At 61.1% G+C, this 24,755-nt stretch carries 21 protein-coding genes; 11 read left to right on the forward strand and 10 right to left on the reverse strand.

Annotated elements, in window-relative coordinates:
* Positions 1 to 1,126 precede the first annotated feature (1,126 nt).
* The gene (locus tag LIW51_RS24445; protein WP_227378744.1) at positions 1,127 to 2,647 is read right to left on the reverse strand and encodes a sulfatase family protein; all 1,521 of its coding nucleotides are present in this window, start codon (positions 2,645 to 2,647) and stop codon (positions 1,127 to 1,129) included.
* Positions 2,648 to 3,122: 475 nt separating this feature from the next.
* On the opposite strand from LIW51_RS24445, the gene LIW51_RS24450 reads away from it, so the two are divergent.
* A complete protein-coding gene (locus tag LIW51_RS24450) occupies positions 3,123 to 3,917 on the forward strand; it encodes an IclR family transcriptional regulator (RefSeq protein ID WP_227378745.1) in 795 nt (264 codons plus the stop codon).
* A gap of 22 nt (positions 3,918 to 3,939) precedes the next feature.
* Positions 3,940 to 4,683: a sugar phosphate isomerase/epimerase family protein gene (locus LIW51_RS24455; protein ID WP_227378746.1), complete on the forward strand. Its 744-nt coding sequence runs from the start codon at positions 3,940 to 3,942 to the stop codon at positions 4,681 to 4,683.
* 103 nt (positions 4,684 to 4,786) lie between these two features.
* Here the strand turns inward: LIW51_RS24455 and LIW51_RS24460 are convergent, their stop codons facing one another.
* Complete coding sequence (locus tag LIW51_RS24460) at positions 4,787 to 5,920, reverse strand: carbohydrate kinase family protein (protein ID WP_227378747.1); 1,134 nt, start codon at positions 5,918 to 5,920, stop codon at positions 4,787 to 4,789.
* 249 nt (positions 5,921 to 6,169) lie between these two features.
* Between LIW51_RS24460 and LIW51_RS24465 the strand changes: the two genes are divergently transcribed.
* From LIW51_RS24465 to LIW51_RS24475, 3 genes are read left to right on the forward strand one after another with little or no spacing between them, the layout of a single operon-like run.
* Positions 6,170 to 6,952 (forward strand): class I fructose-bisphosphate aldolase, encoded by a 783-nt coding sequence (locus LIW51_RS24465; protein WP_227378748.1) that lies wholly within the window; start codon positions 6,170 to 6,172, stop codon positions 6,950 to 6,952.
* 59 nt (positions 6,953 to 7,011) lie between these two features.
* Positions 7,012 to 8,082 carry a zinc-binding dehydrogenase gene (locus LIW51_RS24470; protein ID WP_227378749.1) on the forward strand — a complete coding sequence of 357 codons (1,071 nt, stop codon included), beginning with the start codon at positions 7,012 to 7,014 and terminating at the stop codon, positions 8,080 to 8,082.
* Positions 8,083 to 8,127: 45 nt separating this feature from the next.
* On the forward strand, positions 8,128 to 9,024 hold the full coding sequence (locus LIW51_RS24475; RefSeq protein WP_227378750.1) for a sugar phosphate isomerase/epimerase family protein: 897 nt from the start codon (positions 8,128 to 8,130) through the stop codon (positions 9,022 to 9,024).
* A 155-nt stretch (positions 9,025 to 9,179) separates the two neighbouring features.
* Here the strand turns inward: LIW51_RS24475 and LIW51_RS24480 are convergent, their stop codons facing one another.
* From LIW51_RS24480 to LIW51_RS24490, 3 genes are read right to left on the reverse strand one after another with little or no spacing between them, the layout of a single operon-like run.
* On the reverse strand, positions 9,180 to 10,046 hold the full coding sequence (locus LIW51_RS24480; protein WP_227378751.1) for a Nif3-like dinuclear metal center hexameric protein: 867 nt from the start codon (positions 10,044 to 10,046) through the stop codon (positions 9,180 to 9,182).
* Positions 10,043 to 11,581 (reverse strand): alpha-mannosidase, encoded by a 1,539-nt coding sequence (locus tag LIW51_RS24485; RefSeq protein WP_227378752.1) that lies wholly within the window; start codon positions 11,579 to 11,581, stop codon positions 10,043 to 10,045. Before LIW51_RS24485 ends, LIW51_RS24480 begins: the two co-directional genes overlap by 4 nt.
* Positions 11,578 to 12,819 carry a glycoside hydrolase family 38 N-terminal domain-containing protein gene (locus LIW51_RS24490; protein WP_227378753.1) on the reverse strand — a complete coding sequence of 414 codons (1,242 nt, stop codon included), beginning with the start codon at positions 12,817 to 12,819 and terminating at the stop codon, positions 11,578 to 11,580. The genes LIW51_RS24485 and LIW51_RS24490 overlap by 4 nt, the downstream gene beginning before the upstream one ends.
* Positions 12,820 to 13,027: 208 nt before the next feature.
* Between LIW51_RS24490 and LIW51_RS24495 the strand changes: the two genes are divergently transcribed.
* Entirely contained in the window at positions 13,028 to 13,327 is a 300-nt protein-coding gene (locus LIW51_RS24495; protein WP_227378754.1) for a hypothetical protein, read from the forward strand.
* Between the two features lie 114 nt (positions 13,328 to 13,441).
* Positions 13,442 to 15,580, forward strand: coding sequence for an FAD-dependent oxidoreductase (locus LIW51_RS24500; RefSeq protein ID WP_227378755.1), 2,139 nt, complete (start codon positions 13,442 to 13,444; stop codon positions 15,578 to 15,580).
* 48 nt (positions 15,581 to 15,628) lie between these two features.
* Here the strand turns inward: LIW51_RS24500 and LIW51_RS24505 are convergent, their stop codons facing one another.
* From LIW51_RS24505 to LIW51_RS24515, 3 genes are all read right to left on the reverse strand, one after another.
* Complete coding sequence (locus LIW51_RS24505) at positions 15,629 to 17,119, reverse strand: amidase (protein ID WP_227378756.1); 1,491 nt, start codon at positions 17,117 to 17,119, stop codon at positions 15,629 to 15,631.
* Positions 17,120 to 17,131: 12 nt separating this feature from the next.
* Entirely contained in the window at positions 17,132 to 18,157 is a 1,026-nt protein-coding gene (locus LIW51_RS24510; protein WP_227378757.1) for a Gfo/Idh/MocA family protein, read from the reverse strand.
* A 71-nt stretch (positions 18,158 to 18,228) separates the two neighbouring features.
* The gene (locus LIW51_RS24515; protein WP_227378758.1) at positions 18,229 to 18,678 is read right to left on the reverse strand and encodes a universal stress protein; all 450 of its coding nucleotides are present in this window, start codon (positions 18,676 to 18,678) and stop codon (positions 18,229 to 18,231) included.
* A gap of 132 nt (positions 18,679 to 18,810) precedes the next feature.
* On the opposite strand from LIW51_RS24515, the gene LIW51_RS24520 reads away from it, so the two are divergent.
* Complete coding sequence (locus LIW51_RS24520) at positions 18,811 to 19,569, forward strand: ThuA domain-containing protein (protein ID WP_227378759.1); 759 nt, start codon at positions 18,811 to 18,813, stop codon at positions 19,567 to 19,569.
* Positions 19,570 to 19,666: 97 nt separating this feature from the next.
* On the opposite strand, the gene LIW51_RS24525 is transcribed toward LIW51_RS24520, so the two are convergent.
* Positions 19,667 to 20,401 (reverse strand): sugar phosphate isomerase/epimerase family protein, encoded by a 735-nt coding sequence (locus LIW51_RS24525; RefSeq protein ID WP_227378760.1) that lies wholly within the window; start codon positions 20,399 to 20,401, stop codon positions 19,667 to 19,669.
* A gap of 1 nt (position 20,402) precedes the next feature.
* On the reverse strand, positions 20,403 to 21,521 hold the full coding sequence (locus tag LIW51_RS24530; RefSeq protein ID WP_227378761.1) for a Gfo/Idh/MocA family protein: 1,119 nt from the start codon (positions 21,519 to 21,521) through the stop codon (positions 20,403 to 20,405).
* A gap of 161 nt (positions 21,522 to 21,682) precedes the next feature.
* Here LIW51_RS24530 and LIW51_RS24535 point away from each other — a divergent pair, with 161 nt between their 5' ends.
* The 3 genes from LIW51_RS24535 to LIW51_RS24545 all read left to right on the forward strand — a co-directional run bounded on the left by LIW51_RS24535 (position 21,683) and on the right by LIW51_RS24545 (position 24,143).
* Positions 21,683 to 23,536, forward strand: a complete 1,854-nt coding sequence (locus LIW51_RS24535; RefSeq protein ID WP_227378762.1) for a glycoside hydrolase family 97 protein — start codon at positions 21,683 to 21,685, stop codon at positions 23,534 to 23,536.
* Between the two features lie 78 nt (positions 23,537 to 23,614).
* The gene (locus tag LIW51_RS24540) at positions 23,615 to 23,923 is read left to right on the forward strand and encodes a hypothetical protein (protein WP_227378763.1); all 309 of its coding nucleotides are present in this window, start codon (positions 23,615 to 23,617) and stop codon (positions 23,921 to 23,923) included.
* A 46-nt stretch (positions 23,924 to 23,969) separates the two neighbouring features.
* Positions 23,970 to 24,143, forward strand: a complete 174-nt coding sequence (locus LIW51_RS24545; protein WP_227378764.1) for a hypothetical protein — start codon at positions 23,970 to 23,972, stop codon at positions 24,141 to 24,143.
* Positions 24,144 to 24,755 lie beyond the last annotated feature (612 nt).

Genomic DNA, 24,755 nt, shown 5'->3' on the forward strand with positions numbered 1-24,755 from the left:
TAATTGGATTCCATCGCCGAACAGGACGGGAGAAGGATGGATTTAGAGTTCGTCAACGAGCCTGGCTTCGATGAATTGCTGGATGACGTTCGCGCCGCCCGCGACTCTGACGTCCCCGGTCAACACACCCTCGAATCGGCCACTCCAAGAGCGAGATAATAGCTTCGAAAAAGTGGAAACCTCGTCGGAGAACCCAATAGTCAAAGTCGGAGTTCCGACTCTCGATAGAGTCGACCGTGAGCGCTGCATCAAAACCTCTCTGGAACCGTGAGTGGTTCCCCGTGATCGTCCTGATGTGAATACAGTCGATGGTCGGAAGACCCCATCCATCGGTATTTTCTCGTCGATTCATACGTGTCTTGTGGCCTCTCCATTCGATATTCACGTTTACTATCTGCATATTGATAAAGTCGACATCTGTCTCTCCGCTCGACTGGTGTGATCGTAAATTCCAAAATAAATTACTCGTATTCTGATCGGAGTCGTTTCGCGCTCGTGCGCGAACAGGTGACATCGAACTATCGTCTGCAAGCCGTTGAACGAGCGACGCACTCCATTCCCCAGCGTCGTAGCCGGCGTTTGCACGTGATTCGTCTCGTAGTCGGCGGACTTCGGTTTGTTTTTCTCGATCGAGTTTCGGCAGAGATCGGAACGAGCCTCGTCGTTGGTCGCATCGTGAATCGACTCCTCCTCGAATCGTGACGCCGGTTGTACCCGGTCTTCCACGAGAGCTCATTTCACGTGGCTAAGTCCGTCTGCGGGGCGTCCTGTTTGCAGGTAATCGCGATCGCGAGTCGCTTCGTCGCTTTAACTTCCTCCGCGTTATCGAGAGCGTTCCAAGACCCATCTGCGGAAACTTCTGCAAGTAGACTATTAGGGTAGACAGGGATTGTATGCTGTAAATATTTTCGGAAAATATGCTTGATACGGTGCGTGATTCTTGGAGCGAAAATAAAACTGTAACTATCTTCTGTATCCCGCGCTGCCGACGTGGCGGATTATCGGATCGGAAGGAAATCTTCACGTCGTACTGGCAGCTTGCATCCGGAAATACGGGTCAGGAGATATGGAAACTTCGAATGCGGTTTTCCCGCTTGGTGTACGGGGTACGATGCCGATATCGGAATCAAAGAACGTCGCCGTACTGGCGTTCGAGACGCTCGGCGTGTCCCTCACGACCGGTCTCACGGAGACGCTGGAGATAGCGACGAACCTTCTTGGGACGTCGAGTCGCGTGATACGGACCGCCCTCCTCGATAACGTTCCAAAGCGGATCGCGTAACCCATTCGGCGCATGAGGATTTCCGCCATTCTCGTCGCGGGCGGACTCGGCCATCCTATCGGAATGCCACTCTTCGAGTCGAGTAATTCCCTCGGCGACGACGTCGGGATTGATCGCGGAGAGATCCGTCGTCTCGTGCGGATCGTCCTCGATATTGTACAGTTCAACGGCGGCGAAGTCGTGGAGCCCATCGTGATAGGTTTGCAGCAATAGCCAATTCTCCCAGCGAACGCCCCGTTGACAGGTGAGTGCTCCCTGACTGAGAATCAACTCCGCTCGCCCCGTGTCGACACCGTCAGTGAGCGTAGCCGCAAACGACCGTCCGTCCCAGCCGGCGGCCGGTTCAACTTCGAGAAACTCCGTTAGCGTCGGTGCGAGGTCGAGGTGGTAGTGAAAACCGTCGTCGACCCCGTTTGTGATTCCGGGCCCGCTCACGACCAGCGGAACGCGTCCGGTCGGGTGGTCGGTGGTGTGGTGATCGCCGTAGATATTGCACTCGCCCTGGTTCTCCCCGTGGTCGGCGCTGACGATGACGAGCGTCTCCTCGCGAACGCCCCTCCGTTCGAGGAGTTCCAGAAGAGTTCCGATGTGATCGTCCATATACCGAATGCCGACGTCGTACCCGTCGATCCACGATTCGAAATCATCGCGGGAAGCGATCTGCCTGGGCGTCCGCGCCAGCTCCGGATCCTCTCCCCAGTCGATATTGTGATCCGGATTTTTGCCAACCCCGTGGAGATCTTGTGCGCTGTGCGGTCCGTACCCCTCGTGGTGTGCGTCGATGGTTTCTTCATCGGGCCAGTCCGGAGCGGATTCCTGCAACGGGTTGCCGTAATCGAGGGGTGTGTGGTAAGGAGTGTGGGGATCCCAGAAGTTAACGTGGAGATACCAATCCTCCTCGGCGGCGTGATCTTCGAGCCACGCCTCGGCGTACGCGGAGACGTCGTCCGCCCGCTCGAAACCGCGGCGGCCGGTATCCTGCCAGTCCTGAAATCCGTCGAGGGTGTGCCACGCGCCGTGTCTAGTCGGGAACGAACTGATCAAGGCCGTGTAGTGCCCCGCGTCTCGGAGGGTAGCCGGGAGGGTTTGAAATGCCTCCGTACCCGAAAACCCTCGCGTCCGACCGGCCGGTCGAATATCGGCGTTCAGGCCGCCATGGTTGACGACGCCGGTATGGATGCCGAACCGCGCGGTGAACAACGCCGTCCGCGAAGGAAGACACGGCAAATCTGAGGCGTAGTAATTAGTGAGCCGCATTCCTTCATCGGCGAGGGAATCAATGTGCGGCGACGTGTCTCGATCGTAATCGTAACACCCTAGGTGGTCTGCTCGAAGTGAATCACAGTCGATGTAGAGTATTCGCATGATATGAAGTACTCCGGCGGAGCGCCATATGCATTCGGGACTACCAAACCGATTCGCTGGACGCCGATTAGAAAACGAGAACAGTTTGGTTACCGCAGATTCAGCCCTGAGTCGGTCGTTTTTGTTTTTATTTGATTTGATAGGAATTTAAATATCCCTGTTCGCTCTAGCTGAACTTAGGGTTCGAAGGTGTTTGACGGTATGTCGCCACGTTTACTCCGTCTGGTTAACGAGCACGATCCATCAGTTCGTCGATTGCTTCCGCCGGAAGCGACGGGTGGTCGATAACTCCGATATCACGAACAGGTACGATTCTGTCGGTCGAATCGTCGTCTGCGTGTCGGTCACGTACCGAGGAAAACACTCCGCTAGTCCGTCGGATTTCGTCGATGACGATCGATAATCGGCGCCGAGTCTGATGTTCGCCACGTATGAACAGATATTTGCTCCTCCCTTGAGTACAATCGCGCCAGTCATGGGGGAACAGAAAAACATCGTCCAGGCCTCGATCACCACCCTTCAAATCGTGGTGGCGCTCAAACATCTCGAAGGAGCGGGTGTGACGAAACTGGCGGCACATCTCGGGCTCCCGAAAAGCACGGTACACAACCACCTCCAAACCTTGCTACAGTCGGAGTTCATTGTTTTCGACGGCGAGGAGTATCGCGTCGGCCTGCGGTTTCTCGACTTCGGCGAGTTCGTCCGCGAGCGGATTCCACTGCTCGAAGCCGCGGAGGACGAACTCGACAACCTCGCCGACGAAACCGAAGAGCTCGCTCATCTGATGATCGAAGAGCACGGCCGTGGCGTTTACGTCTCGCAGGCCAAGAGCACCGACGCGGTGAACACGAGCATCCACGTCGGAAAGCGCGTTCACTTACACCAAACGTCGGCCGGAAAAGCGATTCTCGCATACACTCCCGATGACGAACTCGACGAGATACTCGACAGACACGGGTTGGAGAGCAAAACCCAAGAGACGATTACTGATAGGGGCGAACTTGAGGAGGAGCTGGAGGCCATCCGAAAACGCGGATACGCATACGACGATGAGGAGTGGCACCGCGGCCTCCGCTGCGTCGCCGCACCGATCCGAGATATGGACAACAACGCGATCGGTGCCGTCAGCGTCGCGGCGCCGCTCGGTCGGACACGTGAAGAACGCTACCGAACAGAGCTTCCCGAAGCCGTGCTCAGCACCGCTAACGTCATTGAATTGAACATGGAGTACAAAGTTCGATCGCCGCCGTTCCTAGGTAAAAACTATTAGCCCCGGCTGCTATCGTTCCCCCATGCGAACTGCTATAAATCTCTTTACACTCAGAGATATCGACGAACCGCTCCCTCGCGTACTTGAGCGCGTCGCCGACGCGGGCTACGACGGCGTCGAGTTCCTCCATCGCCTCCCCGAGGCGGATACCGAAACCGTCGTCCAAACGCTCGCCGAGAGGGAACTCGCCGTCCCCGGTGCCCACCTCGGTCCGTTCACTCCGCTATCGGGACTTCCCGACGAACTCGAAGCGACGATAGATACGTACGACGCCGTGGATTGCGCAACGCTTTCCGTTTCCGTCGGCGAGGAGCAACTCGACTCACGGGCGGGAATCCAGGAGACTGCCTCACAGCTCGAATCGCTCGCAGATCGGGCCGGGGAGCACGATATTGACGTTCTCTACCACAACCATCACTGGGAGTTCCGTTCGCTCGACGGGTCGACGCCGTTCGACCTCCTGTTCGACGCGCTCGACGACCGAATCGGCCTCGAACTCGACGTCGGGTGGGTTGCCGCCGGCGGTGACGACCCCGTCGAGCGCATCCACCGCCACGCCGACAAGCTATCGATACTTCACGTCAAAGACGTCGACACGGCCGAAAAGAAGTCGGTCGAGGTCGGCGAGGGCGACGTAGATCTCGCCGCGTGCATCGATGCCGCCCGCGCCGAAGGAGTGGAGTGGTTTATCTACGAGCACGACGAGCCCGCCAAGCCGGTCGACTCGCTCCGCACCGGTGCCGAGTTGCTCGAAAGGTTCCGCTGAGCACGCTCGGAACGATGAGTAGGGGTCGGCAGGGACGAGCGCCGACGAAATCACCGACGCTACACGAGACGGCGGTACCGGGGTCCCGTCTCCTTTCCATCGGTTACGAGAGCGTCGACCGTCCGAATAACTCCTCGTAGCGGTCGACGAACCCGAGGAGTTCGTCGTACGTCGGCGGGTGGCCGTTTCGCACGAACCACCCGGCGACGGCGCTGCCGACGACGAGTCGAGCGCCGCCGTCGATGTCGGCGAGTTCGGCGATGGCCAACCCAGCGTTGAAATGGTCACCGGCGCTGGTCGTAATCTCGGGTTCCGAGATCCGCGGAATCACGACCCGGTGTCGGTCGTCAACAGTCGCCAGAACCGACTCCGACACCGTGTGGACAACGATTTCCGAGACGCCGAGCCGGTCGCGGAGTACGGCGGCGACGTCGACCAGCGAGTCAGCGTCGGCATCGAGTTCGTTCGCGAGCAGAAGCGCCTCGGCGCGGTTCGCGCTTACCGTCACCGGTACGACATCGTCGAGGGCGGATAGCGGCTCCACGCCTTGAATCAACGTCTCCGACGAAAGGCGCCGCAAGTCCGCCGGGTCGATCAAGACGCGATTCGGTGGATCACGGAGACGGGGCCAGAGATCGCGACGGAGACCCTCCCAGATGGAGGGCATCTTCGGAATCGTCGCCCAGTAGCCGAGGCCGAGCAGTTCCGTTCTGTCGATCGACGCGGCCAGCGAGTTCAGTTCGACTGCCGAGCAGATGTGCTCCCAGTCGAGTTTCGCCAATCGTCGGGTGTCGCTTAGGAGCACTTTCCCGTCGTCAAACTCTACGGCATCGGTGACCGGAACTGAACCGAGCGAGATCAGTTTCGTCTTTTCGTACTCACGAGTAAATGTCTCTCGTGGCGGTGTGCCGTACGTACCGATGATCGTCGGTCGGTGGCCGAGACGTTCCATCGCCCGACCGAGATGTGCCGTGTGGCCGCCCGCGCGCTTGCGCTCGCAGAACCATTCGATACTGCAAGAGGTATCTAGAGACGCAGCGTCGACGATCCGTGTCCCAAATTCCTCGAGTGTATTCATTCGTTCGTACTCATCGGGATCGAATCGCGTTGCCACCGCTGTTCGGATGCGGTCGATGACGCCGTCGAAGCCAAACACGACCTTACGGTTCGCTAACGACGGCGGGAGTGCCTGACGACAGGCGTCGATATACTCTCGGGTTTCTGTATCGATACCCATAGTGACTAGTCGATACAGTGAAATCGGGCCATGGTAACAAAACTATTGCTCTCTCGCGGCAATATTGCCGTCTCGTCTTAAAGTTCAGCTGCTCGAGAGGAGGGGTGATGTCGACTGAAAGCTAGAATTCCCCACCGAAATCGGCTATCGAAAGGGAACCTCGCCTCCGTTCCGGTCGAGGTTCCAACCCGTGAGGTAGGAACTAACCCAAACGGCTTTAGTGCTGCCTTCGGAACGCCCATCCGTCAGATGCGTTCAGTAGTCGATACTCCGATTAGCCGAGACGGGCGGTCGATCATTATCGCGATGGATCACGGGCTCGAACGGGGACCGACCGTGTTCGAAGACGATCCGAAGCGCGCCGACCCGTCGGCCGTGTTCGACATCGCGACCCACGACGCCGTCACGGGACTCGCCGTCCATCAGGGGGTCGCCGAGACGTACCATCCTTCCTACGAGGACGACGTGAACCTCGTCGCAAAATTGAACGGAAAGACGAGTATGGTGATGGGCGATCGCTACTCGCCGCCGATCTGGTCGGTCGAGAGTGCCGCGGAACTTGGCGCCGACGCCATTGGCTACACCGTCTACACCGGGTCGAACCGCGAGGCGGACATGTTCTCGGAGTTCGCCGCCGCCCGCGAAGACGCTCGTGACGCTGACCTACCGATCGTGCTCTGGTCGTACCCCCGCGGGCAGGGCGTCAACGACCACAACGACTCGGATACCGTCGCTTACGCGGCGCGAATTGGACTCGAGCTCGGTGCGGACATGGCGAAGATAAAATATCCCGGCACTCAGGAGGGAGTCGAGTGGGCTGTCCACGTCGCAGGCGAACTTCCGGTACTGATGAGCGGCGGTGCGTCGGTCAGCGAGGAGGCGTTTCTCCGCGACGTGGCGACGTTCATGACCGGCGGCGGGAAGGGACTGACGGTCGGCCGAAATATCTGGCAGAGAGAGAACCCGACTGCCACCCTGGACAAACTCGAACGACTGGTGTACGAGGATGCCGCCATCGAGGACGTGCTGTAGCACCGGAACGCTTCTCTCGAATCAGCAGCTATTTGTGGCGAGCAATTGTCAGCCTAGACATGGGTGAGCAAACCACGACCGTACAGGTCGACGAGCGCGCAGACCAGATGCAGGCGCTCGTCAATTACGAACCGGAGGCGGTTGAACTCCGCGAGGTTGAAGTACCCGACGTCGGCGAAGCCGGGGCGCTGATTCGCGTCGAGGCGGTGGGAATCTGCGGGAGCGACATCCACCAGTGGCACGGCAGTCACAGCTGGGGGGTCAACTATCCGGTCACACTCGGCCACGAGTTCGGCGGCGTCGTGGAGGAGATAGACGGCGACGGAGAGTTCGAACCCGGCGACCGGGTCGTCTGCGAGACGGCCGCCGTCATCGACGAAAAATCGCCGCTCAGCCGACAAGGAAAGTATAATCTCGACCCCGACCGCCTCGGCTTCGGCTACGGCGATGACGGTGCGATGGCACGCTACGTCGCGGTTCCCGAACGGTGTCTTCATCACGTCCCAGACGGACTATCGTTCGAACGGGCCGCGCTGACCGAACCGTGTAGCGTCGCCTACAACGCTGTCTGCCAGAACGCCGAAATCGATCCCGGCGATAGCGTCCTCGTCCTCGGTCCGGGGACGATCGGTCTGCTCTGCGTCCAGATGGCGTCGCTCTCCGGTGCGAGCAACGTCATCGCCAACGGCCTCCCGGTCGATGAAGACCGTCTCGAGGTCGCCGAAGAACTCGGCGCGACGGACACCGCGATCGACGATCCGTCTGATCTGATAGACAGCATCGGCGACGGTCTCGGCGTCGATACCGTAATCGACGCCTCGGGTCACTCCGCAACGTTCGAAATGGCGATGGATGCGGTTCGTCCCGACGGCCATATTACGAAGGTCGGTTGGGGTCCCCAACCCATGGAGTATAGTATGGATCCGGTGGTTCAGAAGGGAGTCACAGTACAAGGAAGCTTCTCACATACATGGCCGACGTGGGAGAAGGTGCTCACGCTGCTCAGTACGGGCCAGCTCGATGTCGAACCGATCGTCGATCGCGTCGCTCCGTTAGAGGAGTGGCGCGAGTGCTTCGAAGGGATGCATGATCGGAAATATATCAAGTGCGTCCTGACCCCGAACGCATGAGTTGGGCCCCATCACTAATTGGTTCGACGGAGGTGACTGCCTGACATGCCGCTTGCTGCGTTTCCGAAGTGCTACCTCGGTCAATTGATGGATGGAGAGATGAATCTCGAGGAATGGTTCGACGTCGCCGCCGACATCGACGTCGACGGAGTCGAGTTCTACTGGGGCATCACACCGGCGGACGACCTCGGAGAACTGGATCGCCTCAGATCGGCTGCGACCGACCGAGGGCTTTCGATTCCGATGATGTGCTATTCGCCGGACTTCACACACCCCGACCCGGAGGTGCGACGAGAGGAGGTCGAACAGGAGAAACGAGCCATCGAAGCGACCGCTCGACTCGGTGGAGGTTATTGTCGCGTCCTCTCAGGGCAGCGACGACCTGATGTCTCTCGGGAGGAAGGGCTGACGTGGGTGAGCAACTGCATCGACGAACTGCTTCTGCACGCTGCCGACTACGAGGTGACGCTTATCCTCGAAAATCACTACAAGGACGATTACTGGAACCACCCCGAGTTCGCCCAGCAGATGGACGTGTTCCTCGAGTTGCTCGACCGCATCGACGAGAGTCCGTGGTTCGGCGTTAACTACGACCCTTCGAACGCCATCATCGCCGGTGATGACCCGATCGAATTACTCGATGCCGTCAAAGAACGTGTCGTCACAATGCACGCCAGCGACCGATACCTCGAAGGCGGAACGGTCGAGGATCTTCGCGAGATAGAAGCCGAAGGCGGGGAGGGATACGCCGACATCCTCCAACACGGCGTCGTCGGCGAAGGGATGATCGACTACGACGCCGTCTTCTCGCTCCTCGACGAGGCGGAATTCGACGGTTGGATCTCCATCGAAGATGGGTACGACGCCGAGAAAGGGAAAGAGCATCTCGACCGTTCAGCGCGATTCCTCCGTGAGAAGATGGCCGAACACGGTCTGTCGTAGTTCCCGCAGATGGTCGCTCCGCGGCGAAAAGTGCGTGCCGATTCCGACTTCCGGTCGGCCCGTCCAAAGCGCCTCGGTTCGACCACTCCAACTCGGCAACCGCCACGTCCCGCGGTTCGGTCGGCGGCGTTCCACGAGCTCTTCCGACCGCCGTCTTAGTCGTTCGAAGTACCTTCGCTACTCTCCACCAGTTCGAACATGCAGCCCTGCTCGACGTGATGAACCGGCGTACCGGGGAACGTATCGTCGAGGCGTTCGGCGAGCAATTCGATGCTCCGCACCTCACCGGTCGCGTGATTGACGACGACGACCGGCACGCCCGCGTCGACCGCGACGTGCCCGTCCCGCCAGTAGGTGAACCCGTCGTCGGAGCAGACGACCATGTCCGGGTCGTACGCGTCGAACATGTGTCGGAAGGGCGTGATAGCACCTGTGCCGACGACGATTCGAGAGACGGGAGTTTCCCCGTCGCCGAGCAGTTCCACCGCACTCTGACCGACGTCCCGAACCGAACTGGCGATTCCGCGGGCCGCCTCTCGGGCGGTTTGCTCGTCGACTTCGTAAACGCGGTAATAGTCGCCGCTCCCGAACGCCGCGGGCGGCACCGGCATCTCTCCCGCGGTCGCTTCTTCGGCTTCCGCGAAGCCGAGATGGCGTCCCCACGCATCCGGAACGCCGATCTTCGGGTATTGATCCCAGAGGTCGTGGCACCGGAGGATCACGAGGTCGTGTTCCTCGATGAACGCCTGCTTCTCGTCGATCAACTCGACGACGCTCGGCGGATGGTTCTCTCGAATCGGCTCCGCTTCGTGGTCGTAATACGTGCCCTCGTGGGTGACGAAGACGTTGCAGCCGAGTTCGACGGCGCGTTCGAGCGCCCACGCGTAACTCATCCAGCCGACCGCGACGCCCTCGACCTCCGCGTTCGGGTCGCCCGCCTTGAACGTATCAACCGTGTCGTCCCAGTCCACCCATCCCCCGTCGAGCGACCGCAGGTAGTCGCGAATCTCGCTCGCCTTCATGTTCGCCCCCCAAAGGAGAGACGAACGACGCGCAGCGTCCGCGGGTCGATATCGACTACGACGCAGTCGTCGTCCACGTCGAGTGCCGGACCGTCCATCTCTTCGCCTAGCACCCCCACTGCTCGCGCGCCCGTAATTTCGAGCACGCCGGAGGCCACCGTCGCGGTTCGGGCGTCGTCGCTCGCGTTCAGTAGACCGACCTCAACCTGGCCATCGAGGGTGGTCTCGTCGGCGACCGCGTCCGGGTCGAGGAAGGCGTCCGCCCTCCCCGCCGGTCGGACGAAGAGCACCAGCACGGGCGGATCGGGAAGGTCGAACCACCGGCCGGAACGAGGGAACCGCGGCGACGCTCCCCCCTCCGCGAGCGGCTGGGCAAGCACGCCCCAGTGGTCTGCCTCCGCGCCCGCACGGTGGGCACGCGCCTCGTCGAAGCTACCCTCGTGAGGCCGGAGGTGGTACCGCGCCCTGACGACGCCCGGTTGGTGTGCGCGGAAGTTCGTGTTGTAGTAGTTCGTCGCAACCCACCCGAGCACCAGCGCCCGGTCGAGCGCGAACTCCTCTCGATTCTCCCCGAAGTGGAAGTCACCGAACTGGACGAGGGGATTCAGCGGACAACCGACCGTCATCCCTCGCTCATCGTTCGAGAGTTCCGTCCAGCGCTGGACGGTGTAGAAATCGCGGTTACACCCCGAAAGTTGGTCTCGCCCGGGTCGCATCGCCTGCCCGCCGACGTCGACGTGCGCTTCCGGGTCGGAGAGTGAGAGAGGAAATGCGAGGTACGTCGAGGATGGATGCGTGCTCCGACCCTCCACCCACGTCGCCTCGACCACGACGTTGCGACCCTCGTCGGGAACGAACACCCGGAGGTCGACGGCGCTGTCGAGGCCGGATACCGTCAACGACTGTCTGACGTCGTACCCCAGCGGCGTCCGGTAGACGTGGTGGGCGGTGACGCGCTCCGGGCCGTACCGCTCCGCTCGCCAGTCGGGTTGGTAGCCCAATCGAGGGGACTCCCACGATTCCGACTCCCGGTCCTCCACGAGTCCCGGAGCCGCGTTCCAGAGACCGTTTGGATTGGCGTCCCCGGCCTCCGGAGCGCGAAATAGCCGATCACGAGGTGCTTCGTGGTTCTCGTCCGCCAGGCGCTCTCGGACGACGCCGGCCAACGGGTACTCGGCCGTCTCGTCGACCCACTCGCAGCCGAGGTGTTTGTCCCACCATCCGGCGATACCGCCGCGCTCCCGGTCGAATGTGATTCGGAACGCGTCGGTCTCGACGGTTCGCCGTTCGTCGGACGGCCACCCTTCGTTCGACAGTAATTCGCCGACGGGGACGACGGTGTATCCGTTCCCCGGAACTTCCGTTCGGGGAAGCAGGTACGTGTCGTCGTTGAATGCCCGGTCTTGCCAGTGTCGGGCGGAGAGTTCGTCGTCGGGCCGCCCCCGGGCGTTGACGGCGTACTTCGAGACGGGGCCGGAGATCGTCCGATCCCACGGAAGCGGGTTCGCGACGAGAACCCCTGAGTAGTCGGTCATTCGCCCACCTCCTCGGCCACGTGCCGTGTAAGTTCGGCGAGGGCGTCGCGCCGCAGCAGGAGACTCCCGCTTCGCGCGTCGTAGGCCTGCTTCGCTTTGTGAGCCCACTGACTGCGCGTGTCGTCCGACTCGGCATGTTCGACCGAGACGTCCGCGCCCCACGTGTGCTCGTCGTACATCGCCATGCTCCACCATGCTTGTTCGCGTTGTCCCGGGGCACTCCGCCGGACGGGAGACCGTTCGCCTTTGCCACGACCGGCCGCGGTCAGTGCGGACTCCAGGGCGTCCGCGGTACCCAGTCGGCGTCGACTCTCGCGGTTAATCGCCGTCTCGCGCGCGCTGGTGATCGAACCGAAGTTCCAGTAGTCGGTCCAGTCGCCGCGGTGAACTGGGAGCGTCGCGTCGCAGTCGTCGACGGCGTCCCACCACTTGCTCGGTGTCGCTAGTCGCAACGACGGGAGGTCGCCGTCCGCGACAGCGGGGTCGTCGTTCCACTTGGCGACGAACGACGGGAGGGTGTCGAACGGCGGGTTGTTGTCGAAGAACGGATGGGTGGTTTGGATCATGAGGATCGGCAGGTCGTAGTCGATGCGATCCAAGTGGTCGTCGAGTCGCGGCAGCCAGCGGGAGCGAAGGTCGTCTGCATCTCGACCGATACCCATGTTGTAGCCGCCGCCGTATTGGAATCCGTTGTAGGTTCGTAACGTACGACCGCTCGGGCCTTCCCAGCGGAACGCGAGCGGTCGCTCCAACGGGGCACCGCCCCAATGGCGGTTCACGGCCATGGAGAACCCGTCGATGCCCGCGTCCAGCAGGCGGTCGACCAGCGGCCAGTTGTGGCCGTTAACGTCGCCGTTCATCCCGGTGCTGATCTCGAATCCGTACTCCTCGCGCAGGTAACGCAATGGGCGGAGTGATTCGAGAAGTTCCGACTGGTCGTACAGTGGCGTGAGGTTGCCGAACATCCCCGTCACCTCGATTCGGTCGTGCTCCTCCAACGCACGAAATCGCGCGACGTCCTCGTCGGACGCTGCTCGAAGCCAGCGCAATAGCGGTGCCGTCGTCTCGACCGTCCATTGAAACGCTTCGGATTGCGGTCGGTCGATATCCCGCTCCGCCAAATCGATCGCCTTGTCGATAAATCGTCGCTGAAGATCCCAGACGACGGGCTGGTCGTGCGTGTATCCGATATCGGTGTGACTGTGGTGGACGACGTATATCTCGTCGATAGTATTCATCTGAACGGTTCGTGTTATTTAGGGGCAAGGGCTTTATAGATTCTCTCTCATCGCCGTTGAGTCGGGCAGGCACCTCTTCGATTCTCTCCGCCACCGTCGACGTTCCGTCTCTCACCTGCTCCGTTCATCCCCTCTCGGTTGCGGTGCTTGGAAAAGCGAGAAAACACTCCGTCGGAATCTTAATTCCTACCCCGCAAGAGCAATTACTGTGTTCGAACTGAACATAACGCTTGCAATACTCTTTCCGGACAGCGACGTCGAAGAGACCGCCGCTGCACATACTGAGACGGGTGTAGCTGCTGTCGAATACTTCGACTGGCAGACGGAGCTGGCGGATGCCGCGGTCGAGACGTTCTGCGATGGGGGTCTCGACGTCGCCGCGACGGGGTTTCCGATGGCAAACCCAGCACCGACCGACCCCGACCACCGAAATCCTGCCGTCGACGCCCTCGAGCGCTCCGTCGACGGGACGGTGGAAGTTCGAGGTTCGAAAGATCCTGGAAAGTAAGCTAACGTCCGCCGGAGTGGTGACCGGGTCCACCTGTTTTCGGTGTTGAGAGGCGTGCGAAATTGATTCGAGGAGAAGGTTTATACGCTCATCCAGGCTGCGAGTTAATGTCACATGGTATCGTACGACGTTACAGTCATCGGTGCGACGCCTGGCGGCGTAATGGCAGCTGTTCACGCCGCCCGCGCCGGTCGGGAGACGTGTCTCGTGGCGCTCAACGACCACCTCGGCGGTATGATGGCCAGCGGGCTAGGCGTAACCGACACGCTGCTCAGTCCGCGGAAAGCACGGGCTCCGCTATTGGACGAGTTCTTCGAGCGTGTTCGAATTCATTACCGGGAAACCTACGGTGACGCGTCGGAACAGTACCGAAACTGCAATGCGGGACTGTTCTTCGAACCCCACGTCGCCGAAGGGGTCTTCGAGGAGATGGTCGACGTGCCGGAACTCACGGTTCGGCGACAACGGTATCCGGCGAGCGCCGAACGAGAGGGCTCGCGCGTCCGGTGTGTCACCCTCGAATCATTCGCCGACGAGCCGTCCGTGCGGGTCGATGCGTCGGTGTTCATCGATGCGACCTACGAGGGAGATCTCGCCGCCATCGCTGGCGTTCCCTACCGGGTGGGTCGGGAGTCCCGCGAGGAGTACGGTGAACGCTTCGCCGGACGGGTCTTCGTCGACGCCGAAAACGACGCCTCGCTGCGACCGGGAACCACCGGCGAGGGCGATGACGCAGTTCAATCATACAACTACCGGTTGTGCCTATGTAGCGACCCTGATAACCGGCGCTATCCCGAGAAGCCAGACGGTTACGACCGACGGGAGTACCTCTGGATCGTAAAATCGTGGGATGAGATGGCGGCGTATCTCGACGAACAAGGCATCGAGGACGGAATGGCGGCGGGCCTCCGCTCCCGGACGTCGGACGCCCTGGCAGACGCCATGACTCAGTGGATGGAAGACGATGGGCCGCCGGACGTCGGTGACGAGAACCGATGGACGCGGCTGGAAGACGATCCCTACCGTCCCGTCGACCCCATCGAGACCGAACCGCTGCCCTGTCCCGCCCAAACGTCGCTACTAGAGCGTTCGGGGATGGAACTACTGGGGCTGTTTCAGGGCGGCGACTTCGAATGGGGGAAGCTTCCGAACGACAAACACGACCTGAACACCTGCGACCTCGTGGGCGAATCCGACGCCTACCCCGAGGCCGATTGGGACGGTCGCGAGGAAATTGAGAAGCGCCACCGTGACTACGTCCTCGGGTTCCTCTACTTCCTCCAGAACGACGACGCGGTTCCCCCGCGATTGCAGGAACGGGTCCGCAAGTGGGGGCTGGCGGCAGACGAGTTCGAGGACAACGACAACGTTCCGTTCCAGCTCTACGTTCGCGAGGCGCGCCGGATCGAGGGGCGGAAAACTTTCACAGAGCGTGACGCCCTCCTGGCGGAGGGGCTTGATCGCGCGCCGATCAATGAGACCGCGGTCGCCATCGCCGAGTATCCGCTCGACGCTCACGATGTTCGACCGATGCGTCGAACCGGTACGACCGCAGACGGTCGATTCTTCCTGACCGAGCTGACGGTTCCTTCCCAGATTCCCTACGAATGCATCGTCCCCGAAGACGCCGACAACCTCCTCGTCCCTATGGCGATGTCCGCGAGCCACGTCGGCTTTCAGACGATTCGGCTGGAGCCGACGTGGATCCAACTCGGAGAGGCGGCAGGCATCGCCGCGGCCGAGTCGCTCGAACGCGGTACCGTCCCGGGCACGCTCGATCCGACCGACTTACAGCGTCGGCTCGCGGAGGTCGGGAACACGCTCGCGTTCTTTACCGACTTCGACGCGAAAACCGACGAACCGTGGGTGCCGGCCGTCCAGTTCCTCGCCACGAAAGGGTTCTTCCGTGGATACGAAGCCCGACCGGAGGCCCCACTGGACGAGAACACGGCCGAAGTATGGGCACGTTCGACCGCTACGCTTCTCGCGAACGCCCCGGACGACTCCGCTCGAGATGCGACCGAACGTGCACGCGTTCTCCCTCTGACGCCCAGTAATAACGTCGTGAGCGCCCGAGAATTTATCGACGACGTTCGACAAGCGTGTAAGGGAAGAGGAATGCGGATTGTTTCCGAGGACTGCTCGCCTCGCGCCGCGGCGGACGATTGTGGTCTGACTGGTGCGGACGAGCTCTCACGGGGTGACGCCTGCCGAATCGTCTACCGCCTCTTAGCCGGTTTGGATACCGCGTGATCCCGTGGAAACGTCGACGACCGACCGCATCCTCGTCGAGCGTTTTGTTCAGGCGTTCCGTTCGTACTCGTACGCCACGTCGAGGAGCGTCCCATCGTCGTGCCAAGCGCCCACGAGTTGCATCCCGACGGGGAGGTTTTCTACTTCCCCACAGGGGACGCTCAGTGCCGGATGACCGGTTACGTTTGCGGGCGCGAGCGAGCCGTTCGGCGAGGGCATATTCTCGTTACCGAACGCCCCCAGTTCGAGCGCCGTCGTCGGCGTCGAGGGCGCGACCAGCACGTCCACCTCCGCCAGCGCCTCGTCGACGACCTCGGTGAGGGCGGTTCGAAGGTTCTGCGCTCGGGTGTAGTGGCGCGCGCCGTGGTTGTACAGCAGGTGCGCACCGAGGAGGATGACCTCCTTCGGAACCGTCCCGATGTCGGCGCTCGACCCGCGACGAACCCGCTCGAACCCGGCGGTCAGGCTCTCGATGCTGGCGCGGCGTCGCCAGAGTCCGACGTCGTTGGTCAGGTACGCGGCGGCGAACTCCACGGGGCCGATACCCCACCACGCTGCCCCAACATGTTGGAGTTCGGGAATCTCGATCGACGTCACGCTAGCGCCGAGCAATTCGAGGTCCGCGACCGCGTCGCGCACCGTCGTGGCGACGGCGTCGGTCGCAAACCCATCGAAGTAGTTCTCGAGGACGCCCACGGTCACGTTGTCGAGATCGGTTCCGATATCGGTCGCAAACGACCGATTCCCCTCGTTCGTTATCCGTTTACCGCCTGGAGCATCAGCGATGACGTCCATCGCCTTCGCCGCCGTCTCGACGTCCACGGCCATCGGGCCGATGTCTTCAAGCGAGTCGCCCTGCGTAAAGAAGCCGCGCTTCGGGACGCGTCCATGTGTGGGTTTCAAGCCAACGACGCCGCAGTAACTTGCCGGGATACGGATACTGCCGCCGGTGTCGGAGCCGAGGGCGAAATCCACATCGCCCGCAGCGACGGCGGCTCCGCTTCCGCCCGACGAGCCGCCTGCCACGTGATTCGGATCGACGGGGTTGGTCGACGGACCGTACGCGCTGCTCTCCGAGGTCGGTCCCATCGCCATCTCGTCGAGGTTCGTCTTTCCCCGCAGACGCGCCCCCGCCTCGAGGAGTCGGTCGACGACCGTCGCGTGTTCACCGGGGACGATTCCTTCGAACCCGTGCGAGGCGTTCGTCGTCTCGACGCCGCGGACGGCGATGTTATCTTTCACTCCGACGCGAACGCCGGCGAGGACTCCGCTCGCATCGTCGCGCTCCAGTTCGAACCTCGTTATCCAAGCGTTGTACGGGTTATCGTCGGTCGGCGGGCGGTACGGTGATGTGATGAACGTGTCACCGTCTCCACCCCGGTCTCTGAGCGAATCTATCGGGGTCGTTTCCAGCGTCTCGTAGATATCCACGTCCGAGTATCCGGCGGCGGACTTCGCCTCGCCCTCGGTGAGTTCCATCCCGATACGCTCGGCGAGCACCTCCGCCTCCGCTTCGGAGAAGTGTCTGTACTTGCTCATCGTCTTCCAGTGTCAGTAGTCAAGGTCAACATCAACCCGTTCGCCGGACCAGGCGGACTCGTAGGCCGCTTCGGTCACCGCCGTCGACAGCAGGCCATCGTGAACGGTGGCCGGCGGTTCGCTGTCGGTTTCGATAGCTTCGATGAAGGCGTCGGCTTTCGGGAGTTCCGAACCGAGATTGATGTTCGGCGTGTGGATGTCGCCGTCGGTATCGACCGTGCGGAACCTCCGCGGGTTCCACTCGTGACCGTCGATGAGCGTCGCGCCGTCATCACCCCAGAACCGGTACGTCTCGCTCACGCGTGGCGCGTCCCCCGAGACGGCGATGGACGCGACGCTATCGTTCTCGAACCGGACGGTAAGCCCCGCTTGGATATCGACCCGTTCCTCGTCGTCGTGGAACGTCATCTGTGCGGTTACCGAAGACGGCGCCTCGTCCATCACCCACAGCACCGCGTCGACGACGTGACTCCCCGAATCGTACAACTGCCCGCCGCCGCTCAAGTCCGGGTTGGCCTTCCAGGACCCGCCGACGGCATTGATCCAGTCTTGGGTGATTTCGGCGGTGACGAACTCGGGACTCGTATCGCGCTCGTTCCAGTATTCGCGGGCTGTCCGGAAGGAAGTGTCGAGGTGTCGTTGATAACCGAGCATCACGGTTTGATCCGACTGTTCGACCCGACGGGCGAGATCCTTCGCGTCGTCGAGCGACGTACACAGCGGCTTCTCACAGAGGACGTGGAGGTCGCGTTCCAATCCGGCGACGATCTGTTCGTGGTGGAGGGCGTGTGGCGTCGTTATCACCAACCCGTCGATATCCTCGTCCTCTAACATTCGCTCGTAGTCCTCGTACTGCGATCCTTCGGAAACGTCGAGTTCGTCCCCCGCCTCGGCAAGGATATCCGGATTTAGCTCGGCGATTGCACCGACCGTCGCCCGGTCGTGGCGGAGGAACTCCCGTCCCATCGCCTTTCCGAGAAAGCCGGTTCCGATGATTCCTGCACGAAACGGTACGTCGGCAGAGTACGTGCTCTCCATGCTACAGTTCACCAATATCGTACGGTGTGTTAAACGTTTTTACTCAGTAGCAAAGGGTCGACTAACTCTCCTTATTTGGTCCGAACGACGACAGAACCGTCGAAGTTGAGGATGATCGACTGTGCGTCATCGCCGAAGATTGCCTTCCCAGTTGGTGACCGCTTCTGGCCGGTGATGAATATGAAGTCGCAACCATGGTCGTTCGCCACTGAGAGAATTTCATCGCGCCTCTCACCGAGTGCACCGGCCGGCGTGACATCCACGTTAAGGTCACCAAGCAGCTCGATACTCTGATCATGCGCGTATTGCTTGGCGCCTTCCTGTGCCTTCTCGACGCTGTACATCGTTGTGTCCGACGCCAGCGAATCATTAAGTTGTTCTTGGTTGTCGTGGAACTCCTCCTCGCTCGTTACGTGAAGCACGACAAGTTCAGCCCCGATGGCGGCGGCGATTTCTCCAGCCTCACGTACCATCTCCTTAGACCGATCGTTGTATTCAATTACCGAGAGTACTCGTTCCATAGTAAATTGTTCATCTGTGGTGCTCAAAAATCTTATTATACAATAGTTCGGTAGACGACCACTGTCGATAAGAAGGTTCCTTGCATGGCAATAGGTACCTTTTTACAGACGGCCGCGACGCGTTAACGTGCAATGGTTCAAGTCACCGTATGGAATGAACATCGAAGCGAGACGAAACACGAACGCGGACGCGAACTCTACCCGGACGGGATTCACGCCGAACTCGCCGCGCTCCTCGAAGACGAGGGTCACGACGTGCGCACGGCGACGCTCGACGAACCCGAACACGGATTGACGGACGAGGTTCTCGAAACGACGGAAGTCATGCTGTGGTGGGGCCACGAGGCCCACGACGAGGTCGACGACGCCATCGTCGAGAAAGTGAAGGAGCGAGTGCTCGACGGGATGGGTCTCCTGGTGCTGCACTCGGGCCATTACGCGAAGATATTCAAGGAACTCATGGGGACGACCGGCTCACTGAAGTGGCGCGACACGAGCCTGACGGACGGTGAGCGCGAACGCGTCTGGTTCGTCGAGCCGGGGCATCCCATCGTCGACGGGCTCGACGAGGAGTACATCGAGATTCCACAGGCGGAGATGTACGGGGAGCGCTTCGACATCCCGGCGCCCGACACGCTCGTCACCATCAGTTGGTTCGAAGGCGGCGAGGTGTTCCGCTCGGGATGCTGCTACCAACGCGGCGAAGGTCGAGTGTTCTACTTCCGGCCGGGCCATGAGACGTATCCGGTGTACAAACAGGACGACGTCCGCACGGTTATCGCCAACGCGGTCGATTGGGCGGATTCCAGCAACGGTCCGAAGCCGGAGTTTGCCGATCAGCGCGAACCGCTCGAGGATATCGAGGACGGACTTCCGCCCGAACACCGGTAGGAACGTTGCGACGGCGCGCAGTTCTGCTCCAGATTCGTCCTCGAAGATATCTTGGTCTCGCTTCGAGAAGCCGAGCTTTCAGACTAAGAGAGCTGTTTCACCGACTGAGGAAGTCGTCCAACTGCTCGGCACCGGTGCGGAGCGAGTCGACCGGTTCGGCGGGCTCGTCGTGCTCGTAGATAAACCACTCCGTCCCCGCCTCGACGGCGGCGTCGATGCACGCGGTGAGATCTACGTCACCATCGCCAATCTCCGCGGGTCGCCCGTCGTCGAGGTGGACGTCCTTGACGTGGACGAGTGGACATCGACCCTCGAGCGTCGACAGGAGGTCGACGGGGTCGCGTCCGCCCTCGCGGGCCCAGCCGACATCGAGTTCGTAATTGACGGACGAGGGCGTACGCTCGACCAGACGGTCGAACGCGGTTCGACCGTCGACATCGACGAATTCGTGAGCGTGGTTGTGGTAGAACAGTCGACAGTCGTCGGCCCTAAGTCGGGCGGCGATCTCTGCGAGATACGACGCTGTCGACTCGACCGCGTCGACGGACTCGAAGTGGGCGTCGTCGAGATACGGAATGACGACCGACTTACAGCCAAGGCTCTCGACCGCGTCGACCACCGCGTTAACGTCCTCATCGAGGCGCTCGTGGCCGACGTGGACGCCGGCACAATCGATCCCATAATCGTCGAGCACGTCCGCAAACGCGGCGGGGTCGTTGGGGAGTCCGGCGAGTTCGACACCGTCGTAACCCGCATCGGCGACGCGTTCGGCGAGTTCGGGGAACGGTTCGTCTACGTTTCGTACGGTGAACAACTGGATAGCAGTGTGCATCTCAGTCCTGTGAGAGCGACTCTTCGACCGCGATATCGTTCGAATCGAACCGGACAGGCCGACCGCCGTGCTCGCTTGACCGATAGATACCCTCGATGACGCGTTGGACTGTGAGCGCCTCTTCGATGGTGCTGATGCTCGGCGGAGTGCCTGACGCCACGGCACCGAGAAAGTACTCGGTCTGTGCTTCCTTGCGATTCTGGTCAGGGACGGTCACCGTCGAGTCGACGTGCTGTTCGACGCCGACGCTCCGCGTCTCGTGAAGCGTCAGAGCGTTCTCCGGCTTGTCGAGTTCGGCACCTGCGTCGGTGCCGCGTAACGCGATGGTCTCTTCTTCGTTACCGTTCGTCGCCCACGCGATGTCGAAGGTGATCGTTTGACCCTCGGCCGTTTGAACCATCGCCGTTGCCGAGTCCTCGACGTCGAAACTCGAAGTGTCATCAGTATCTTCGCCCCACATCTCGAGGTACTGGTAGTCGTCGCGATGGCCGAACTCCCGTCGCGTGACGCCGGAGACTTGCGTCACCTCCGGGTCGCCGAGGACGTAGAGCGTCAGGTCGATGATGTGGACACCGATGTCGATGAGCGCTCCCCCGCCTGCGACTTTCTTCGATGTGAACCACGACCCGCGACCCGGAACGCCGCGTCGGCGGATGTAGTTCGTCTCGACGCTAGTCACGTCGCCCAAATCGCCGCGTTCGACGTACGCCCGGAGCGCGGTAGCAGCGTTCATGAACCGGTTATGGAATCCGACCATCCCGAAGGCGTTGGACGATTCGGCCGCCTCCGCGATGCGCTCGGCGCTCTCCAACGAATGCGCGAGCGGTTTCTCCAGTAGTAAGTTGATGTCCGCCTCGAACGCGGCCACGGCGGCCGGTTCGTGGAACTTGTTCGGAGTTGATACGATGACGGCATCGAGATCTTCGGTCTCGAACAGTGCCTCGTGCGAACCGTGAGTGTCGATACCCCACTTCTCCTCGTAATGCTCCCGTGCGTCCTGCGACACGTCGGCACCCGCGACGACTTCGTAACCGGCGTTCTGGACGAGCTCCGTGTGCCAGTGGCCCATCGAACCGAGTCCTACGATACCGACGTCGACTAGCTTGGTACAGTCTCCCATTTCAACATCCGACGATTTGAACACACGCACGTATATGTTGTGATATCGGTGATAGAGGGTACGACCGCCGCCGCTTCTCCCGTATCGGATGATTTTTGACCGTCCTTTGCCAACCTGCAGTACGACTCGAGTAAATATGCCTCATAGCACGCCCAGCAGTCGTGATCGCGGAGCGAGAACTGTACGGACGCGACTCCACCGAGGACGCGGCAGGGGACGCTGATTTGATGCGCGTCGAGAGTCTCGACGGGTCGGTCGTGACCGAGTTCCGATTGACCGACGAAGGACGACCATCGCTCGTCGTTTGCTCGGTCGGAACGACCGTGGTCGAGCGGTCGCCGCTCGGTCTCCGGACGTTCGAGGAATCGTTTGTCGACAGTCTTTCGATCAAGCACCAGGAGCGGCGGACGGTGGAGACGAAGTACGAGACGCCCACGGGCAAGCGGCGAATGCACCGATCGCTGGCGAACGAGGCGACCTTAACGCTCGTCAACACCGACGACGCGGTCGTCCGCGTCGATCTCCGAGTTTCCACCGACGGGGTGGCCTACCGGTATCGCCTTCCCGGCCGTAGCTCCGTTCTGGTGACCGGCGAGGAGAGCGCTTTTCGCCTTCCCGAGGGTGCGAGGGGTTGGCTGATGCCGTTCGAGAAGAAACACGAAGACGTATGGCGATCCACCGCGCCGACGGAGGCGGACGGTCAGTACAGTTTCCCGTCGCTATTCGAAGTCGACGACCGGTGGGTGCTCCTGACCGAGGCGGGCGTCGACGGACGATACGTCGCGTCCCGGTTCGAGACGAAGACGGAAGAATCGCTGTTTCGTGTTCGCTTCCCGGATTCGGAAAACCACCGAATGACGACCGAGACGCAGGACGTGAGCACGACTCGACCACTCGCGACGCCGTGGCGCGTCGCGATCGTAGGCAATCTCGCGACAGTCGTGGAATCGGATCTCGTAACTGACGTCATCGACGCGCCGTCCTACGGGAACGACCCGTGCCGAATCGCGGACACGTCGTGGATCGAACCGGGGCGCGTCGCGTGGTCGTGGTGGTCTGACGGCGGCAGTCCGGGTGACCGCGAGACCCAACGCGAGTACGTCGACTACGCGAGCGAACGCGGCTGGGAGTACGTTCTCGTCGACGAGGGATGGGAACGAGAATGGTTGTCTGGTCTCGTCGAGTACGCGAACGAACGAGATGTCGACGTACTGGTCTGGTCGCGGTGGTCCGACCTCGACACCCCGGCCAAGCGCGACGTGCGTCTTTCGAGGTGGAAGTCCTGGGGCGTCGCCGGCGTCAAGGTGGACTTCATGAACTCCGACACGCAGGAGATGATGCGGTTCTACGACGACCTGGCCGCGGCGACCGCCGATCACGAGCTACTCTTGAACGTCCACGGCTCCATCACCCCGAAGGGACTGCGCCGACGGTGGCCGCATTTGCTCACCTACGAAGGAGTCTTCGGCGCGGAGAATTATCACCCGGTACCCAAGACGGTGCCGCCGGAGCACAACGTCATCCTTCCGTTCACTCGAAACGTGCTCGGCCCGATGGATTACACGCCCGTCACGTTCTCCGCGGAGACGCGAACCACGACGGTCGGCCACGAACTCGCGCTTTCGACCGTCTTCGAAACCGGTCTCCAGCACTTCGCCGACAGCGTGGAGAGTTACGCGGCCCGACCACTAGCCGAGGAGTTCCTCGAAGCCGTTCCCGTCGCGTGGGATGAGACTCGGTTCGTGGGAGGCTATCCCGGTACCGAAGCCACCGTCGCGCGACGGCGCGGCGACAGCTGGTTCCTCGGAAACATCACGGCCGGTGAACCATCCACCGTCGACGTCGTGTGCGACTTCCTCGACGAGAACGGGACGTACCGCGTCGAAGTGTTCCGGGACGACGACACCGGGGAATCGCTCGCCTACGACGAGCGCGAGCTATCGCACGAGGACGTGTTCTCGATCGACGTCCCGGAGAACGGTGGATTCGCCGCCATCTTCCGGTTACAGGGGTGAGTCTCGCGTGACCCCTCCCCATAGTTCGACCGAGGCACATAGGTTTAATTCGATCCAGCACAAACGAGTATGACAGAGATGGACACAGGAAACGAACCGACTCGTTCCGGGATCGGTGACAACGTCCGGACGTACGTCGACAATCACCGTCTGCTAACCTACTTCGTCGTGATCGAGGCGCTTCTCGTGTTCGGCGCGTGGTATCTCGACACGTGGGTGTCGTTCGTTCTGACCAAGAGCGGCGACGACATCTCCGACATCGCGGCGGGCCTGCTTGGCGGATGGGCGGTGATATTCGCCCTCATCGGGCTCGTCGGCGTCTGCCTGTTCGTCGCGTCGCGTCTCTGGTTGCGAGTCGGTCGGAGTATCGGCAGAGGATCGGCCTGAGGTTCGACGGAACGTTCTGAAGGACGCCCCATTTCTGCGTAAACGAGTGAGTGACGGGAGCCGTTTTGGAAACGACACCGCTAACCCGGACGGAGCGATGAACGCCACCGCGTTAGTCGAGGGCCACCGTCACGGAAGCGGTTCGACGTCGGCTGAAAATCGATCCTCGTCGAACGACCGATGTTCGTTCCTCGTTCACTATCCGAAAATTCGGATGTAAACCCGAGTTCCGCGCGGAGAGGGGCAAGAGTCGTTCCTCAGACCGTTCTCATAATTTTCCTAACGATGGTCGACGTTATCTTGCGTTCAGACTAAATGAACATCACCTCGTCGTCACCATCGAGAGTTTCCGTACGTGACGATATTTCGTACCGATGATAGCGACCGTCGACGGATCCGATTACTGTCCTGTATCTGTAATAGCTTCGCGATCTCGATCCCGCGGCAAGTTAGCGTTTGGCACGGATTCGCTCTACGTGGGCGATTAGAAGACCAAATAGATGGGCATTACAAATATAGAACTGTAATCTTCATGGGAGCTGAGCTCCCCGAGCAATCAGACAGCCGTAACAGCCGTTCACCTAGTCTGAACAGTAGTGAGCACGCATCGCATTGTTCTTATCGACCGTTTGGCGAGGAAATAACTCATCAGTAATCTAATTACGCCGTAAAACTGATTTTTTAGTACAATTTCTGAAAGAAGAACTCATTCGTGGAATTCAGTAAGGGGAAGTCAGAGACGGGAAACGTTCCGAGCAGACGGCGACCGGGGCGGAAAGCAAACTCCCTTACCGCGAATCGACTCGCCGAGTGCGCACGGAGCGGGATGTAG

Source organism: Haladaptatus halobius, from assembly GCF_020618475.1.
In the GTDB taxonomy this organism is placed as follows: Archaea; Halobacteriota; Halobacteria; order Halobacteriales; family Haladaptataceae; genus Haladaptatus; species Haladaptatus halobius.

Coding starts and splice junctions, on each gene's coding strand:
- LIW51_RS24530 (WP_227378761.1), bottom strand. CDS start 21,521: ATGGGAGACTGTACCAAGCTAGTCGACGTCGGTATCGTAGGACTCGGT.
- LIW51_RS24520 (WP_227378759.1), top strand. CDS start 18,811: ATGGTTCAAGTCACCGTATGGAATGAACATCGAAGCGAGACGAAACAC.
- LIW51_RS24490 (WP_227378753.1), bottom strand. CDS start 12,819: ATGAATACTATCGACGAGATATACGTCGTCCACCACAGTCACACCGAT.
- LIW51_RS24470 (WP_227378749.1), top strand. CDS start 7,012: ATGGGTGAGCAAACCACGACCGTACAGGTCGACGAGCGCGCAGACCAG.
- LIW51_RS24480 (WP_227378751.1), bottom strand. CDS start 10,046: ATGAAGGCGAGCGAGATTCGCGACTACCTGCGGTCGCTCGACGGGGGA.
- LIW51_RS24455 (WP_227378746.1), top strand. CDS start 3,940: ATGCGAACTGCTATAAATCTCTTTACACTCAGAGATATCGACGAACCG.
- LIW51_RS24460 (WP_227378747.1), bottom strand. CDS start 5,920: ATGGGTATCGATACAGAAACCCGAGAGTATATCGACGCCTGTCGTCAG.
- LIW51_RS24505 (WP_227378756.1), bottom strand. CDS start 17,119: ATGAGCAAGTACAGACACTTCTCCGAAGCGGAGGCGGAGGTGCTCGCC.
- LIW51_RS24525 (WP_227378760.1), bottom strand. CDS start 20,401: ATGCACACTGCTATCCAGTTGTTCACCGTACGAAACGTAGACGAACCG.
- LIW51_RS24485 (WP_227378752.1), bottom strand. CDS start 11,581: ATGACCGACTACTCAGGGGTTCTCGTCGCGAACCCGCTTCCGTGGGAT.
- LIW51_RS24500 (WP_227378755.1), top strand. CDS start 13,442: ATGGTATCGTACGACGTTACAGTCATCGGTGCGACGCCTGGCGGCGTA.
- LIW51_RS24445 (WP_227378744.1), bottom strand. CDS start 2,647: ATGCGAATACTCTACATCGACTGTGATTCACTTCGAGCAGACCACCTA.
- LIW51_RS24475 (WP_227378750.1), top strand. CDS start 8,128: ATGCCGCTTGCTGCGTTTCCGAAGTGCTACCTCGGTCAATTGATGGAT.
- LIW51_RS24465 (WP_227378748.1), top strand. CDS start 6,170: ATGCGTTCAGTAGTCGATACTCCGATTAGCCGAGACGGGCGGTCGATC.
- LIW51_RS24510 (WP_227378757.1), bottom strand. CDS start 18,157: ATGGAGAGCACGTACTCTGCCGACGTACCGTTTCGTGCAGGAATCATC.
- LIW51_RS24540 (WP_227378763.1), top strand. CDS start 23,615: ATGGACACAGGAAACGAACCGACTCGTTCCGGGATCGGTGACAACGTC.
- LIW51_RS24515 (WP_227378758.1), bottom strand. CDS start 18,678: ATGGAACGAGTACTCTCGGTAATTGAATACAACGATCGGTCTAAGGAG.
- LIW51_RS24450 (WP_227378745.1), top strand. CDS start 3,123: ATGGGGGAACAGAAAAACATCGTCCAGGCCTCGATCACCACCCTTCAA.